The sequence below is a fragment of the Mycolicibacillus trivialis genome (assembly GCF_002102395.1).
Classification (GTDB): domain Bacteria; phylum Actinomycetota; class Actinomycetes; order Mycobacteriales; family Mycobacteriaceae; genus Mycobacterium; species Mycobacterium triviale.
In genome coordinates this window covers 1-14249 of sequence record NZ_LQPZ01000030.1, presented here as the reverse complement: position 1 = coordinate 14249, position 14249 = coordinate 1, and the positions used below count along the sequence as shown (strand labels likewise).

At 71.4% G+C, this 14249-nt stretch carries 14 protein-coding genes and 1 pseudogene; 9 read left to right on the top strand and 6 right to left on the bottom strand.

The genetic code is table 11. From position 1 onward, the window contains the following. Nucleotides 1-7: 7 nt before the first annotated feature. Nucleotides 8-2539, top strand: coding sequence for an ATP-dependent protease ATP-binding subunit ClpC (gene clpC1 / locus AWC30_RS11815; protein ID WP_085110426.1), 2532 nt, complete (start codon nt 8-10; stop codon nt 2537-2539). A gap of 59 nt (nt 2540-2598) precedes the next feature. Here the strand turns inward: clpC1 and AWC30_RS11810 are convergent, their stop codons facing one another. Beyond that, a complete protein-coding gene (locus AWC30_RS11810) occupies nt 2599-3960 on the bottom strand; it encodes a serine hydrolase (RefSeq protein WP_372507176.1) in 1362 nt (453 codons plus the stop codon). Beyond that, nucleotides 3935-4249, bottom strand: coding sequence for a mycobilin-forming heme oxygenase MhuD (mhuD, locus tag AWC30_RS11805; RefSeq protein WP_085110425.1), 315 nt, complete (start codon nt 4247-4249; stop codon nt 3935-3937). Before mhuD ends, AWC30_RS11810 begins: the two co-directional genes overlap by 26 nt. A 68-nt stretch (nt 4250-4317) precedes the next feature. On the opposite strand from mhuD, the gene AWC30_RS11800 reads away from it, so the two are divergent. Continuing rightward, nucleotides 4318-5097 (top strand): alpha/beta fold hydrolase, encoded by a 780-nt coding sequence (locus tag AWC30_RS11800; RefSeq protein ID WP_085110424.1) that lies wholly within the window; start codon nt 4318-4320, stop codon nt 5095-5097. Nucleotides 5098-5111: 14 nt separating this feature from the next. Here AWC30_RS11800 and AWC30_RS11795 read toward each other — a convergent pair whose 3' ends face one another. Beyond that, nucleotides 5112-5984, bottom strand: coding sequence for an iron-sulfur binding domain-containing protein (locus AWC30_RS11795; protein ID WP_085110423.1), 873 nt, complete (start codon nt 5982-5984; stop codon nt 5112-5114). Nucleotides 5985-6021: 37 nt separating this feature from the next. On the opposite strand from AWC30_RS11795, the gene AWC30_RS11790 reads away from it, so the two are divergent. Together AWC30_RS11790 and AWC30_RS11785 are read left to right on the top strand one after the other, a co-directional pair. Beyond that, nucleotides 6022-6639, top strand: a complete 618-nt coding sequence (locus AWC30_RS11790; RefSeq protein WP_085110422.1) for a carbonic anhydrase — start codon at nt 6022-6024, stop codon at nt 6637-6639. A gap of 105 nt (nt 6640-6744) precedes the next feature. Then, a complete protein-coding gene (locus AWC30_RS11785) occupies nt 6745-7560 on the top strand; it encodes a hypothetical protein (RefSeq protein WP_085110483.1) in 816 nt (271 codons plus the stop codon). An 8-nt stretch (nt 7561-7568) separates the two neighbouring features. On the opposite strand, the gene disA is transcribed toward AWC30_RS11785, so the two are convergent. Genes disA through AWC30_RS11770 form a run of 3 tightly spaced genes read right to left on the bottom strand, consistent with a single transcriptional unit; the run spans nt 7569 to nt 10620 of the window. Further along, the gene (disA, locus tag AWC30_RS11780; protein ID WP_085110421.1) at nt 7569-8651 is read right to left on the bottom strand and encodes a DNA integrity scanning diadenylate cyclase DisA; all 1083 of its coding nucleotides are present in this window, start codon (nt 8649-8651) and stop codon (nt 7569-7571) included. Nucleotides 8652-8653: 2 nt separating this feature from the next. Continuing rightward, nucleotides 8654-10087 (bottom strand): DNA repair protein RadA, encoded by a 1434-nt coding sequence (gene radA / locus AWC30_RS11775; RefSeq protein ID WP_085110420.1) that lies wholly within the window; start codon nt 10085-10087, stop codon nt 8654-8656. Nucleotides 10088-10125: 38 nt separating this feature from the next. After that, nucleotides 10126-10620 (bottom strand): copper chaperone PCu(A)C domain-containing protein, encoded by a 495-nt coding sequence (locus AWC30_RS11770; RefSeq protein ID WP_109562039.1) that lies wholly within the window; start codon nt 10618-10620, stop codon nt 10126-10128. Between the two features lie 412 nt (nt 10621-11032). Between AWC30_RS11770 and carD the strand changes: the two genes are divergently transcribed. From carD to AWC30_RS17425, 5 genes and pseudogenes are all read left to right on the top strand, one after another. After that, the gene (gene carD, locus AWC30_RS11765) at nt 11033-11521 is read left to right on the top strand and encodes an RNA polymerase-binding transcription factor CarD (protein WP_085110418.1); all 489 of its coding nucleotides are present in this window, start codon (nt 11033-11035) and stop codon (nt 11519-11521) included. Nucleotides 11522-11528: 7 nt separating this feature from the next. Beyond that, entirely contained in the window at nt 11529-12188 is a 660-nt protein-coding gene (gene ispD, locus AWC30_RS11760) for a 2-C-methyl-D-erythritol 4-phosphate cytidylyltransferase (protein WP_234808059.1), read from the top strand. After that, the gene (ispF, locus tag AWC30_RS11755) at nt 12185-12664 is read left to right on the top strand and encodes a 2-C-methyl-D-erythritol 2,4-cyclodiphosphate synthase (protein ID WP_085110417.1); all 480 of its coding nucleotides are present in this window, start codon (nt 12185-12187) and stop codon (nt 12662-12664) included. Before ispD ends, ispF begins: the two co-directional genes overlap by 4 nt. Nucleotides 12665-12694: 30 nt before the next feature. After that, a complete protein-coding gene (gene cysS / locus AWC30_RS11750) occupies nt 12695-14116 on the top strand; it encodes a cysteine--tRNA ligase (protein ID WP_085110416.1) in 1422 nt (473 codons plus the stop codon). After that, nucleotides 14116-14249 (top strand): annotated as a pseudogene (locus AWC30_RS17425) (23S rRNA (guanosine(2251)-2'-O)-methyltransferase RlmB); the annotation flags it as partial. The gene cysS and the pseudogene AWC30_RS17425, both read left to right, overlap by 1 nt.

Genomic DNA, 14249 nt, shown 5'->3' with positions numbered 1-14249 from the left:
ACCACCGATGTTCGAGAGATTTACCGACCGGGCACGTCGGGTTGTGGTCTTGGCGCAGGAAGAGGCCAGGATGCTCAACCACAACTACATCGGCACCGAGCACATCCTGCTCGGCCTCATTCACGAGGGTGAAGGGGTCGCCGCCAAGTCACTGGAGTCGCTGGGGATCTCCCTGGAGGGGGTGCGCAGCCAGGTCGAGGAGATCATCGGCCAAGGCCAGCAGGCGCCCTCCGGGCACATCCCGTTCACGCCGCGGGCCAAGAAGGTCCTGGAACTGTCGCTGCGTGAAGCGCTGCAACTCGGCCACAACTACATCGGCACCGAGCACATTCTGCTCGGCTTGATCCGGGAGGGCGAGGGCGTCGCCGCTCAGGTGCTGGTCAAGCTCGGCGCGGAACTAACCCGGGTGCGTCAGCAGGTCATCCAGCTGCTCTCCGGATACCAGGGCAAGGAGACCGCCGAGGCCGGCACCGGCGGGCGCGGCGGCGAGTCCGGCAGCCCGTCGACGTCGCTGGTGCTCGACCAGTTCGGGCGCAACCTGACCGCCGCGGCGGCCGACGGCAAGCTCGATCCGGTCATCGGCCGCGAGAAGGAGATCGAGCGGGTGATGCAGGTGCTCTCCCGGCGAACCAAGAACAACCCGGTGCTGATCGGTGAGCCCGGCGTCGGCAAGACCGCGGTCGTCGAGGGGCTGGCGCAGGCCATCGTCAACGGCGAGGTGCCCGAGACGCTCAAGGACAAACAGCTCTACACCCTCGACCTGGGTTCGCTGGTCGCGGGCAGCCGCTACCGCGGTGACTTCGAGGAACGGCTGAAGAAGGTCCTCAAGGAGATCAACACCCGCGGCGACATCATCCTGTTCATCGACGAGCTGCACACGCTGGTCGGGGCCGGCGCCGCCGAGGGCGCGATCGACGCCGCGTCGATCCTCAAGCCCAAGCTGGCCCGCGGTGAGCTGCAGACCATCGGCGCCACCACCCTCGACGAGTACCGCAAGTACATCGAGAAGGACGCCGCCCTGGAGCGCCGCTTCCAGCCGGTGCAGGTCGGCGAGCCGTCGGTGGAGCACACCATCGAGATCCTCAAGGGCCTGCGGGACCGCTACGAGGCGCACCACCGGGTGTCGATCACCGACCCGGCGCTGGTGGCCGCGGCCACCCTGGCCGACCGCTACATCAACGACCGGTTCCTGCCGGACAAGGCCATCGACCTGATCGATGAGGCCGGCGCCCGGATGCGGATCCGCCGGATGACCGCGCCACCGGACCTGCGGGAGTTCGACGAGAAGATCGCCGACGCCCGCCGGGAGAAGGAATCGGCGATCGACGCGCAGGACTTCGAGAAGGCCGCGAGCCTGCGCGACCAGGAGAAGCAACTGGTCGCCCAGCGCACCGAGCGGGAGAAGCAGTGGCGCTCCGGCGACCTCGACGTGGTCGCCGAGGTCGACGATGAGCAGATCGCCGAGGTGCTGGGCAACTGGACCGGTATCCCGGTGTTCAAGCTCACCGAGGCCGAGACCACCCGGCTGCTGCGCATGGAGGATGAGCTGCACAAGCGGATCATCGGCCAGGACGACGCGGTCAACGCGGTCTCCAAGGCGATCCGGCGCACCCGGGCCGGGCTGAAGGACCCGAAGCGGCCGTCGGGGTCGTTCATCTTCGCCGGGCCCTCCGGGGTCGGCAAGACCGAGCTGTCCAAGGCGCTCGCGGAGTTCCTGTTCGGTGACGACGACGCGCTGATCCAGATCGACATGGGCGAGTTCCACGACCGGTTCACCGCCTCGCGGCTGTTCGGCGCCCCGCCGGGGTACGTCGGCTACGAGGAGGGCGGCCAGCTCACCGAGAAGGTGCGGCGCAAGCCGTTCTCGGTGGTGCTGTTCGACGAGATCGAGAAGGCCCACCAGGAGATCTACAACTCGCTGTTGCAGGTGCTCGAGGACGGCCGGCTCACCGACGGGCAGGGCCGCACGGTCGACTTCAAGAACACCGTGTTGATCTTCACCTCCAACCTGGGGACCTCCGACATCTCCAAGGCGGTCGGTCTGGGCTTCACCCAGGGCGGCGGGGAGAACAACTACGAGCGGATGAAGCTCAAGGTCAACGACGAGCTCAAGAAGCACTTCCGGCCGGAGTTCCTCAACCGCATCGACGACATCATCGTCTTCCACCAGTTGACCCGCGAGGAGATCATCCAGATGGTCGACTTGCTGATCGCCCGGGTGGGCGAGCAGCTGAAGGCCAAGGACATGGCGATGGAGCTCACCGACAAGGCCCGCTCGCTGCTGGCCAAGCGGGGCTTCGACCCGGTGCTGGGGGCGCGGCCGCTGCGGCGCACCATTCAGCGCGAGATCGAGGACCAGTTGAGCGAGAAAATCCTGTTCGAGGAGCTGCGGCCGGGCCAGCTGGTCACCGTCGACGTGGACAACTGGGACGGCGAGAGCTCCGGCGAAGAGGCGGTGTTCACCTTCACCGGCGGTCCGAAACCGGTCGGCTCGGCCGAATTGGCCGACGCGGCCGCCGGCTCGACCCCGTCGGAGTAGAACCGCTCGGCGGACGTCGGGGCGGTCGGCCCGGAGCCGGCCGCCTTGTCCGTCGAGCCTCAGCCCTCGGTGGGCAGCATCGCGAAGACCTGCTTGGCGATCTGTAGCACCCAGCCGGCGACCCGCGGACCGTGGTCGTGCGGCCAGTTCAGCTGGAAACTGACCACCCACGGCTGCCCGCCGCGATCGACCGCATACCAGCTGAATGTCAGGTCGCCGGGCAGCCCGCCGGCCTTGGCGCCGATGTAGGGCCAGTCGTTGCGGTTCAGGTCGATGCCGGCCACCGCGGCGAGGATGTCGGTGACCGGGGCGGCCGCACCGACCGCCTGCCGCTGCAGCGCCGCATGCACTCGGCAGATGTCCTCCGCGCTGCCGTACCACTCCGCGCCGTAGCTCGAGGCCGGGGTGTGGGCGCGGACGGGGTCGGGCCGGTACGGCCGCGACTTGGCGTCGGCCAGCAGCTGCGCCCGATCGGCGGGGGTGCCGTGCTGCCACTGTTCCCGCAGGTCCGGGGTGCCCCAGCCGACCGAGAACAACTCGTACATGGTCGGGAACGGGGTCATGCTGGCCGGGTCGTGGTGGCCGGTGGCCACCAGCGCCCGCTCCACCGCGGTGGTGCCGACCTTCTCGATCAGCAGGTCGGTGGCCATGTTGTCGCTGGTGGCGATCATCTTCTCGGCCGCGGTGCGCACCGAGACCTGCGCCCCGGGCGGCAACTCCTCCAGCCCGGAGGAGCCGACGGCCTTGGCGCGGGCGGTCACCGTCAGCGGGTCCTGCCAGGACAGGGTGCCGGCCTGCACCGCGTCGGCGACCGCGTAGAGGACGTACAGCTTGAAGATCGACGCCAGCGGCAGCGACTCGCCGGTGTTGGCGCCGGCCACCGGTTCGCAGCGCCCGTCGACCACCCGGGCCGCCTGGTAGGAGAACCGCGCCCCGGTGCGCGCCAGGGTCTCCTCGACGTCGCGCCAGGACGTCACGACGGGTTTGTGGGTGGTGACCTCGAACCGGCTCACCCGCCCGGCGTCGTCGAGGCGCAGGTCGACGTCCTGGCGGGCGCCGTAGGAGGCGGTCAGCCGCAGGGTGGCCGAGTTGGCGTGCACGTCGGCCTCATTGAGGGTGTAGGGCCGGTCCCACCACAGCGAGTCCATCTTCTCGACGACCTCGTCGACCTTGTCCGGGGCGGCCAGGGTGCTCACCGACACCGGCCCGATCGGCCATTCCGAGTTGAGCATGTCCAGGGTCTGCTGGGCGCGCAGGCCCGGCGGGGTCTGGGTGTTGATCCGGGTCCCGGGGTCGCGGGTGTCGGTGGCCGGCGACGCCGACGGGCTGCACCCGCCGACCAGTGCGACGCTCATCCCGACCGCGGTGACCAGCGCCAGCCGCCGGCGGATCCGGTCAGCTGCGGGCGGCGTCGGGGGCAACGTCCAGGACAACCTCGAACTCCAACAACGATGCGCCGCTGGCCACCGGGGCGCGGGACCCGGCGTGGGCCTCGGCGCCGCGGCCGTCCACCCAGGCCTGGAACGCCTCGTCGGATTCCCACTGGGTCACCACGAAGTAGCGGTCCTCGCCCTTGGTCGGGCGCAGCAGCTGAAACCCGAGGAAGCCGGGTGACTTCTCCACCGTGTGTGCCCGGTTGGCGAACCGCTTCTCCAGTTCGGGGCCGGCGCCCGGCGGGACGTCGATAGCGTTGATCTTCACCACTGGCATGCGGCAAGGCTACCGTGCCTGCCAGGCCGGTCGAACCGGCACGCAACTTCGGTCGGGAGGGGATCGGGATGGCTGTCGAGCCGACGCCCGGCGGCGGATCGCTCCACCGCCGCGGCGGTCGCGGTGCGCCGCTGGTGCTGGTCCACGGGCTGATGGGCCGCGGCAGCACCTGGGGGCGGCAGCTGCCGTGGCTGACCGAGTGCGGGGCGGTGTACACCTACGACGCGCCGTGGCATCGGGGCCGTGACGTCGCCGACCCGTATCCGATCAGCACCGAGCGGTTCGTCGCCGACCTGGGCGACGCGGTCGCCGCGCTCGGGGAGCCGGTCACCCTGATCGGGCATTCGATGGGTGCGTTGCACTCCTGGTGCCTGGCCGCCGGCCGCCCGGAACTGGTCACCGCGGTGGTGGTCGAGGACATGGCACCGGATTTCCGGGGCCGCACCACCGGGCCGTGGGAGCCGTGGCTGCACGCCCTGCCGGCCGAATTCGACACCGCCGAGCAGGTGTTCGCCGAATTCGGCCCGGTCGCCGGCCGGTACTTCCTGGAGGCGTTCGACCGGACCGCGACCGGGTGGCGGCTGCACGGACACACCGCCCGCTGGATTGAGATCGCCGCCGAGTGGGGCACCCGCGATTACTGGGCGCAATGGCGGGCGGTGCGTGCCCCGACCCTGCTGATCGAGGCGGGCAACTCGGTCACCCCGGCCGGCCAGATGCGCCGCATGGCCGAAACGGGCGCGCGCAGCAGCTATCTGGCGGCTCCGCAGGCCGGCCATCTCATCCACGACGAGGCGCCGGACCTCTACCGCCGGGCAGTCGCGGATTTCCTGCACGGCCGGGGCTGAGCCCGCCGGAACGCTCAGCCTTCCCCGGGCAGCGCGTACCACCCGGTGCGGGTGCGCTCCACCAGGCCGTCGGCGAGCAGCGAGGCCAGCGCCCGGTCTCGTTGGGCCGCATCGACGGTCCAGGCGGCGTCCAACGCCGTGCCGGGCACCGCGGAGTCGGCGGCACGCAACACGTCGAGCAGCCGGCCGCGCACCTGCCGGTCGGTCCCGGCGTAGCGCTGCACCCGCCGCGGTGGGGCCGTGGACGGCGGGTAGCCGGCGTCCCGCCACGCGCAGGAACTCAGCGGGCACTGCCCGCAGTCCGGGCTGCGCGCGGTGCACACCAGCGCGCCCAGCTCCATCAGCGCCGCCGAGAACCGTGGTGCCACAGCGTCATCGGGCAGCAGCACGCTCACGTCGGCGTGGTCGCGGGTGGCCGCCGGGGCGCCGGCCTCGGCCCGGCCGTGCACCGCGCGGGCCACCACCCGCCGCACGTTGGTGTCGACCACCGGCACCGGCTGCCGGTAGGCGAAGCAGGCCACCGCCCGCGCGGTGTAGGCGCCCACCCCGGGCAGTTCGAGCAGGGTCTCCACGTCCGCGGGGACCGTGTCGCCGTGGTCGCGGGCGACCACGACGGCGCATTCGTGCAGCCGTTTGGCCCGCCGCGGGTAGCCCAGCTTGCCCCAGGCGCGCAGCACCTCGGCGGGGCCGGCCGCCGCGGTCGCCGACGCGGTCGGCCAGCGCGCCACCCAGGCGGTCCACACCGGCAGGACCCGCGCGACCGGGGTCTGCTGCAACATGATCTCGCTGACCAGGATCTGCCACGCGTTGACCGACGGGTCGCGCCACGGCAGATCGCGCCCGGCGCGGTCGTACCAGTCCAGCAACTCCGTCGAACGGATACTCATGACGGTCGGCGGTGTGCGGCGGTGCAGAATACCGGGTATGCCGAATACGAATCCGATATCCGCATGGAGGTCACTGAGGGAGGGTAACCAGCGGTTCGTCGCCGGTGCCCCGGCCCATCCCAGCCAGAGCATCGAGCGGCGCACCAGCCTGGCCGACGGGCAGGCCCCCACCGCGGTGGTGTTCGGCTGCGGGGACAGCCGGGTGGCCGCGGAGATCATCTTCGACCAGGGCCTCGGCGACATGTTCGTGGTGCGCACCGCCGGCCACGTCATCGACACCTCGGTGCTCGGCTCGATCGAGTTCGCGGTGCTGGTACTCGACGTGCCGCTGATCGTGGTGCTCGGCCACGACAGCTGCGGCGCGGTCAAGGCGGGCAAGGCGGCACTCGACGACGGCGCGATCCCCGGCGGCTACCTGCGCGACGTGGTGGAGCCGGTGACCACCTCGATCCTGCTGGGCCGGCGCGAGGGGCTGACCACCATCGACGAGTTCGAGACCCGCCACGTCAACGAGACCGTCGTGCAGTTGCGGGAACGCTCCTCGGTGATCGCCGAACGGGTCGCGGCGGGCACCCTGGCGATCGTCGGTGCCACCTACCACCTGGCCGACGGCGAGGTGGAACTGCGCGACCACCTCGGCGACATCGGCGAGTGACGCCGACGCCCGATTCGCGCGGATAGTCGCGGAAGGTCACAACGCGGTCGCGACACGCCGAGATCGATCGGACGTGTTGTGCTGACCTGGGCTTACCGTGATGATGTGTTGGATTTGGAACCGCAGGGCCCGCTCCCACCCAAAATCTATTGGCGACGCCGGGGGCTGGCGCTCGGGGTAGCCGCGGTGGTGATCGCGATCGTGATCGCGATCATCGTGGCGGTCACCCGCGACGGTTCCGCCGAGGAGAACACCGACACCACCGCGACCGGGCAGCAGGCCGGCCCGGAACAGCCGGAGGGCAAGACTCCGGTGGTGCCGCCCGCCGAGGAGAGCCCGCCGCCCACCCCGACGCCCACCGAGGCGGTGACGCCGCCGCCGGTGCTCAACGAGGGCGACGACTGCCCCGATTCGGTGCTGGCGGTCAAGGGCCTGACCAACCAGCCCCGCTACACGGTGGGCGAGCAGCCCAAATTCACCATGGTGGTGACCAACATCGGGCTGGTCACCTGCAAGCGTGACGTCGGCGCCGCGGTGCTCGCCGCCTACGTCTACTCCCTGGACAACCAGCGGTTGTGGTCCAACCTGGACTGCGCGCCGTCCAACGAGACCCTGGTCAAGGACTTCAAACCCGGTGAGCAGGTGGTCACCACGGTGACCTGGACCGGCACCGGGTCGGCGCCGCAGTGCCCGTTGCCGCGCAAGCCGATCGGCCCGGGCACCTACAACCTGGTGGTCCAGCTGGGCAATCTGCGGTCCGCTTCGGTGCCGTTCATCCTCGCCGATGCCGCCCAGCCCGGGGAGGCGCCACCGCCCGAGCAACAGCCGGGGGAGCAGCAGCCCGACGAGCAGCAGCCGCAGGCGCCCACCGGTCCGCCGCCGGGCCCGGTCGAAGAGGTGCCGCACGGCCCGGGTAACTGACGGTCGCCTCAGCTCAACCGGTCGGTGATCGTCGACTCGGCGAGCTGCGAAAGTCCTTCGCGGACATGGCGCGACCACATCGTGCCGATGCCCTCCACCGACTGCAGGTCCCCGGCACTGGCCGCCAGCAGCCCCTGCAGTGACCCGAACGCGCGGACCAGCAGGTCGGCGTGGGCGAACTGCAGCCGCGGGATGCCGGCCAGCGCCCGGTAGCCGCGCGGGCTGACCGCCGAGTCCTGGGCTTCGTCGGTGGAGGGGTAGCCGAACACCTTGGCCAGCATGGTGAAGTCCAGCAGTTCACTGTCGGAGAGCGTGTCGAGCTCATCGAGCACCGCGGCGACCTGCGTCTTGGTCAGCGGCTCGGGGTTGGCGTGGTAGTCGCGGACGAACAGTTCCCGCGCCGAGTCGTTGCCGCCCAGCAGCTCTTCCAGCTGCAGCCGCAGCTGGCGGCCGTCGGTGCCCAGCTCGACCGCGTCGTCGTCGATCTCCAGCCCGATCCGGCGGACCAGTTCGAGGCGCTGCACCACGGTCATGGCGTCGCGCAGCGTCGCGAAGTCCTCGATCTCGGCGCGGGAGAGCTGCCTGCTGACCTCGTTGAGCCGGGCCCGGAACCGTTCGAGGGTGGCGATGGCCTGGTTGGCCCGCGACAGGATGGTCGCCGAGTCGGCCAGCACGTGCCGTTCGCCGTTGACGTAGACCGTGACGATGTTCATCGAGTGGCTGACCGAGACGACCGGGACGCCGGTCTGGATGGCGGTGCGCTCCGCCGAGCGGTGCCGGGTGCCGGACTCGTCGGTCGGGATGGACGGGTCGGGCACCAGCTGCACGTTGGCGCGCAGGATGCGGGCGCCGTCGGTGGACAGCACCACCGCGCCGTCCATCTTCGACAGTTCCCGCAGCCGGGTCGGCGCGTAGCGGACGTCGAGGGAGAACCCGCCGTCGCAGACCGCTTCCACACTCTCGTCGTGGCCGAGCACGATGATCGCGCCGGTGCGGCCGCGCAGGATGCGTTCCAGGCCGTCGCGCAGGCCGGTGCCGGGGGCCAGTCGGGCGACGGTGTCACGCAGGGTGGGCGGGGTGTCGGGTCTCACGCTCACCCATTCTGCTCTGCGCCGGGATCCGGTGGTGGCGCATCGAGCAGACGCAGCGCCGGGCGGCGCGGCCGTGGGCGCACCGCGATGTCGGCCAGGTGCTGCAGGGCGTCGACGATGGTGGCCGACTCGATAACCCGAAGCCCCGGCGGTGCGGCGCCGGTGCCGGGCGGCACCAGGGCGGTGGTGAAACCCAGCCGGGCGGCCTCGGCCAGCCGGCGCTCCATCCCCACCACCGGTCGCAGGTCACCGGCCAGGCCCACCTCGCCGATGCTGACGGTGCCTGCCGGCAACGGCAGGTCGGCAAGCGCGGAGGCCAACGCCATCGCGACCGCCAGATCCGCCGACGCGTCGGTGAGCCGCATGCCGCCGACCGTGGACAGGTAGATGTCCCGCCTGCTGACCGGCAGCCCGGCGTGCTTTTCGAGTACCGCGGTGATCATCGCGGTGCGGGCGTGGTCGATGCCGCTGACCGCGCGGCGCGGCGGGCCGCCGGCCGGGGTGGTCAGCAGCGCCTGCACCTCGCCGACCAGCGGCCGTTTGCCGTCCAGCGTGACCGTGATCGCGGTGCCGGGGACCGGTTCACCGCGCCGGTCCAAGAACAGCCCGGACGGGTCGGCGACCCCCTCGATCCCGTTGTCGCGCAACAGGAAGCAGCCGACCTCATCGGCACCGCCGAAGCGGTTCTTGACCCCGCGCACCATCCGCAGCGCGGAATCCCGATCGCCCTCGAAGTGCAGCACCACGTCGACCAGGTGCTCCAGCGAGCGGGGCCCGGCGATGGCGCCGTCCTTGGTGACGTGGCCGACCAGCACCAGCGCCACCCCGGAAGCCTTGACGGCGGCGGTCAGCGCGGTGGTGACCGCGCGCACCTGGGTGACCCCGCCGCTGACCCCGTCGGTGTCGGCGGCGGTGACGGTCTGGACCGAGTCGACGATCATCAGGGACGGCGCCACCGCGTCGAGGTGGCCGAGCACGGTGTGCAGGTCGTTCTCGGCGGAGAGGTAGACCTCCGGGTGGGCGCAGCCGGTGCGTTCCGCGCGCATCCGGACCTGCCCGGCGGTCTCCTCACCGGAGATGTACAGCGCGCGTCGGCCACCCGCCGCCCAGCGGTGCGCGACCTGAAGCAGCAGCGTGGATTTCCCGACGCCGGGATCCCCGGCCAGCAACGTCACCGATCCGGGGACGACCCCGCCGCCGAGCACCCGGTCCAGTTCATCGACCCCGGTGGGATGGTGGCGGGTGTGGGCCGGTTCGATCGTGCTGATCGACACCGCCGGGCGCATCGGGGTGACCGGCCGCGGTCCGGCCGCCGCGGCGAGCGGCGCGACCTCGTCGACGGTGCCCCAGGTCCCGCATTCGGGGCAGCGCCCCACCCACTTGGCGGTGAGGTGCCCACACTCCGAGCAGCGGTACTGCGAACGTGCCTTGGCCACCCGGCGACCGTATCGGTCGGGTCCGACAGTCGCCGCGGTCAGTCCGCCGGGACCGGCTGCGGTGCGAGGCCGGCCGAGATGGGCACCGCGACGGTGGTGGAGCCGGCCTTCTCGAAGGTGAAGGTGAAGTCGTAGTCGATGCCGTTGGTGATCGGCTCGCTCAACTCCACGGTGGCCTCGGCGGTGTTGACGTTCTCCTGCTTGGGGCTGGCGGTCTGACCCACCGGGGTGCCGACCAACAGCCGCCCGCCGACCGGGATTTCCGGCTTGGTCGGGTTGAGCGTCACGTCGCCGATGTCGGTGGTGATCGACACCAGGTGCTCGTTGGTCTCCAGCGACTCGTTGGCGATGGCCAACACCAGCTTCACCGTGCGGCCGGCCTGCAGGTAATCGGTGCTCTGCACGGCCTGGATGTAGATGTCGCGCAACGCCACCTGTTGCAGCGTGGCCTCGGCGCCGTTGACGGCCGGAAGCTGGTCGGCGGACTGGGAGTGCTGGCCGGTGCCGCACCCGGTCAGCACGGTGCCGAGCATCAGGGCGCCGGCGGCGAACCCGGCGGAAACGACCGACAGGCGGTTGCGGATCGGTTTCACTCAAAGCCTCCTGCTCGGCGGTTGGGACATGCAGTTGTGGGATCGGCCCGTCGTGGGGTCGGCGATGCCGCACCGGTGCGCATCCGGCTGTGCACCTTGGCTATGCACAGTAATGGGTCGGGTCCGCGCCGTGGTAGCGGAGGGGCCATCCGGGTGGGCGGGCGGGTGCGGTGGACCGGCTCGCGGTGACCCACGCCACCTCGGCGACCGCCCCGGATCAGCGTCTCTGTTGCATGTATTCAGCGGTCTGTCAACCCCCGGTTCGGCCCGACTGTGCCCCTGACCTGCACCGTTGGGAAAGGTGCGTCGGGGCCGCGTGCTAGCATGGAGGAGCGAAAGGGGCTCAATTCAGATGATTTTTAAGGTCGGAGACACGGTTGTCTATCCCCACCACGGTGCTGCGCTGATCGAAGCGATTGAAACCCGGACCATCAAGGGCGAGCAGAAGGAATACCTCGTCCTGAAGGTGGCGCAGGGCGATCTCACCGTACGGGTGCCCGCCGAGAACGCCGAGTACGTGGGTGTGCGGGACGTCGTGGGGCAGGAGGGTCTCGACAAGGTCTTCCAGGTGCTGCGTGCGCCACACACCGAGGAGCCGACGAACTGGTCGCGTCGCTACAAGGCGAACCTGGAGAAGCTCGCCTCCGGCGACGTCAACAAGGTCGCCGAGGTGGTTCGGGACCTGTGGCGCCGGGACCAGGAGCGTGGCCTGTCCGCGGGGGAGAAGCGGATGCTGGCCAAGGCCCGCCAGATCCTGGTCGGCGAACTCGCGCTGGCCGAGAACACCGACGACGACAAGGCCAACACCATCCTCGACGAGGTGCTCGCTGCCGCCTCGTGACAATCCGGTGACCGTGGCGGTGGTGCCTGCCGCCGGAGCCGGAAAGCGTCTCAAAGCCGGGGTGCCCAAGGCATTCTTCCAGCTGGCGGGCCGCACGCTGGTGGAGCGGGCGGTCACCGGTATGCAGGAATCCGGGGTGATCGACCGGGTGGTGATCGCCGTCCCGGCGGACCGCACCGACCAGGCGAAACTGATCCTGGGCGGCGAGGACGTCGAGGTGGTGGCCGGGGGTGCCAGCCGCACCGAGTCGGTACGTCTGGCGTTGGCCGCCGTCGGCGACCCGCGGTTCGTGCTGGTTCACGACGCGGCGCGGCCGCTGACCCCGCCGGCGCTGATCGTGCGGGTCGTCGAAGCGCTGCACGCCGGCCATTCCGCGGTGGTGCCCGCGCTGCCGGTCACCGACACCATCAAGGCCGTCGACGCCAACGGCGCGGTGTTGGGCACCCCGGAGCGGGCCGGGTTGCGGGCCGTGCAGACCCCGCAGGGCTTCGCCACCGATCTGCTGCTGCGCGCCTATGAACGCGCCGGTGACGCCGCGTTCACCGACGACTCGGCGATGGTGGAGAACATCGGCGGGCAGGTCCAGACCGTCGACGGCGATCCGCTGGCCTTCAAGATCACCAACCCGCTGGACCTGACGCTGGCCCAGGCGCTGGTGGACCGGTGAGCGCCCTGCCCCGGGTGGGGCTGGGCACCGACGTGCACCCGATCGAGGCCGGCCGGCCGTGCCGGCTGCTCGGGCTGCACTTCGACGACGCCGACGGCTGCGCCGGGCACTCCGACGGCGACGTGGCCGCCCACGCCATCTGCGACGCGCTGCTGTCGGCGGCCGGCCGCGGCGACGTCGGGACGGTCTTCGGCGTCGGCGATCCGCGCTGGGCGGGGGTGACCGGCGCGCAGATGCTCGGCCACGTGCGGGACCTGCTCACCGCCGACGGGTTCGGGATCGGCAACGTCGCGGTCCAGGTGATCACCAACCGGCCCAGGATCGGCCCGCGCCGGGAGGAGGCGCAGCGGCTGCTCACCGGCCTGCTGGGCGCCCCGGTGTCGGTCTCCGGCACCACCACCGACGGGCTGGGCCTCACCGGCCGCGGCGAGGGGATGGCCGCGATCGCCACCGCCCTGGTGGTAGGGCCCGCATAGCCGTCGGAACGCCCGGTAAGCTGGCACGTCGTGACCGATCCCGCCCGCCTGCGGCTCCATGACACGGCGACCGGCGCCGTGCGCGACTTCGTCCCGCTGCGGCCCGGCCACGCCTCGATCTACCTGTGCGGCGCCACCGTTCAGGGCATGCCGCACATCGGTCATGTGCGCAGCGGCGTCGCCTTCGACATCCTGCGCCGCTGGCTGACCGCCCGCGGTTACGACGTCGCGTTCATCCGTAACGTCACCGACATCGACGACAAGATCCTGACCAAGGCCGCCGCGGCCGGCCGGCCCTGGTGGGAGTGGGCCGCCACCCACGAACGGGCCTTCAGCGCCGCCTACGACGCGCTCGGGGTGCTGCCGCCGTCGGCCGAGCCGCGCGCCACCGGGCACATCACCGAGATGGTCGAACTGATCACCCGGCTCATCGACACCGGCCACGCCTACACCGACCTGCGCGAAGGCGGCGGCGACGTCTACTTCGACGTGCTCAGCTTCCCCGACTACGGGCAACTGTCCGGCCACAAGATCGACGACGTCCACCAGGGCGAGGGCGTGGCGACCGGCAAACGCGACCAGCGCGACTTCACGCTGTGGAAGTCGGCCAAGCCCGGCGAGCCGTCCTGGCCCACCCCATGGGGCCGCGGCAGGCCCGGCTGGCACCTGGAGTGCTCGGCGATGGCCCGCGCCTACCTCGGCCCCGAGTTTGACATCCACTGCGGCGGCATGGATCTGGTCTTCCCGCACCACGAGAACGAGATCGCCCAGAGCCGCGCCGCCGGCGACGGCTTCGCCCGGTACTGGCTGCACAACGGCTGGGTGACCATGGGCGGGGAGAAGATGAGCAAGTCGCTGGGCAACGTGCTGTCGATGCCCGCGGTGCTGGCCCGGGTCCGGCCCGCCGAACTGCGCTACTACCTGGGCAGCGCCCACTACCGGTCGATGCTGGAGTTCTCCGAGACCGCCCTGCAGGACGCGGTGCGCGCCTACTGCGGCGTCGAGGACTTCCTGCACCGGGTGCGCCACCGCGCCGGCAGCGTCGAGGTCGGCGAGTGGACACCGCGGTTCGCCGCCGCGCTCGACGACGACCTGGCGGTCCCGATCGCGCTGGCCGAGGTGCACCACGTCCGGGCCGAGGGCAACCGGGCGCTCGACGCCGGCGACACCGCCGCCGCCCGCACCCACGCCGGCAGCATCCGGGCCATGATGGGCATCCTCGGCTGCGACCCGCTCGACGAGCGCTGGGAGTCGCGCGACGAGACCTCCGCGGCGCTGGCCGCCGTCGACGTGCTGGCCCGCGCGGAACTCGCCCGCCGGGAAGAGGCCCGCGGCGACCGGGACTGGGCGCTGGCCGACGAGATCCGCGACCGGCTCAAGGAGGCGGGCATCGAGGTCACCGACACCGGGGACGGGCCGGCCTGGTCGCTGAGCGAACGGGGCGCGCACTGATGGCGGGCAACTCGCGGCGCCGCGGCGCGGTCCGCAAGGCCGGCACCAAGAAGGGGCCCACCGTCGGCTCCGGCGGGGTGCGCAGGCGCGGACTGGAGGGCCGCGGGCCCACCCCGCCCGCGGCCCTCCAGTC

What these genes read in the sequence shown, in the direction of transcription:
- carD (WP_085110418.1), top strand. Translation starts at nt 11,033, where the DNA reads ATGATTTTTAAGGTCGGAGACACGGTTGTCTATCCCCACCACGGTGCT.
- AWC30_RS11800 (WP_085110424.1), top strand. Translation starts at nt 4,318, where the DNA reads ATGGCTGTCGAGCCGACGCCCGGCGGCGGATCGCTCCACCGCCGCGGC.
- mhuD (WP_085110425.1), bottom strand. Translation starts at nt 4,249, where the DNA reads ATGCCAGTGGTGAAGATCAACGCTATCGACGTCCCGCCGGGCGCCGGC.
- clpC1 (WP_085110426.1), top strand. Translation starts at nt 8, where the DNA reads ATGTTCGAGAGATTTACCGACCGGGCACGTCGGGTTGTGGTCTTGGCG.
- AWC30_RS11770 (WP_109562039.1), bottom strand. Translation starts at nt 10,620, where the DNA reads ATGCTCGGCACCGTGCTGACCGGGTGCGGCACCGGCCAGCACTCCCAG.
- AWC30_RS11790 (WP_085110422.1), top strand. Translation starts at nt 6,022, where the DNA reads ATGCCGAATACGAATCCGATATCCGCATGGAGGTCACTGAGGGAGGGT.
- AWC30_RS11795 (WP_085110423.1), bottom strand. Translation starts at nt 5,984, where the DNA reads ATGAGTATCCGTTCGACGGAGTTGCTGGACTGGTACGACCGCGCCGGG.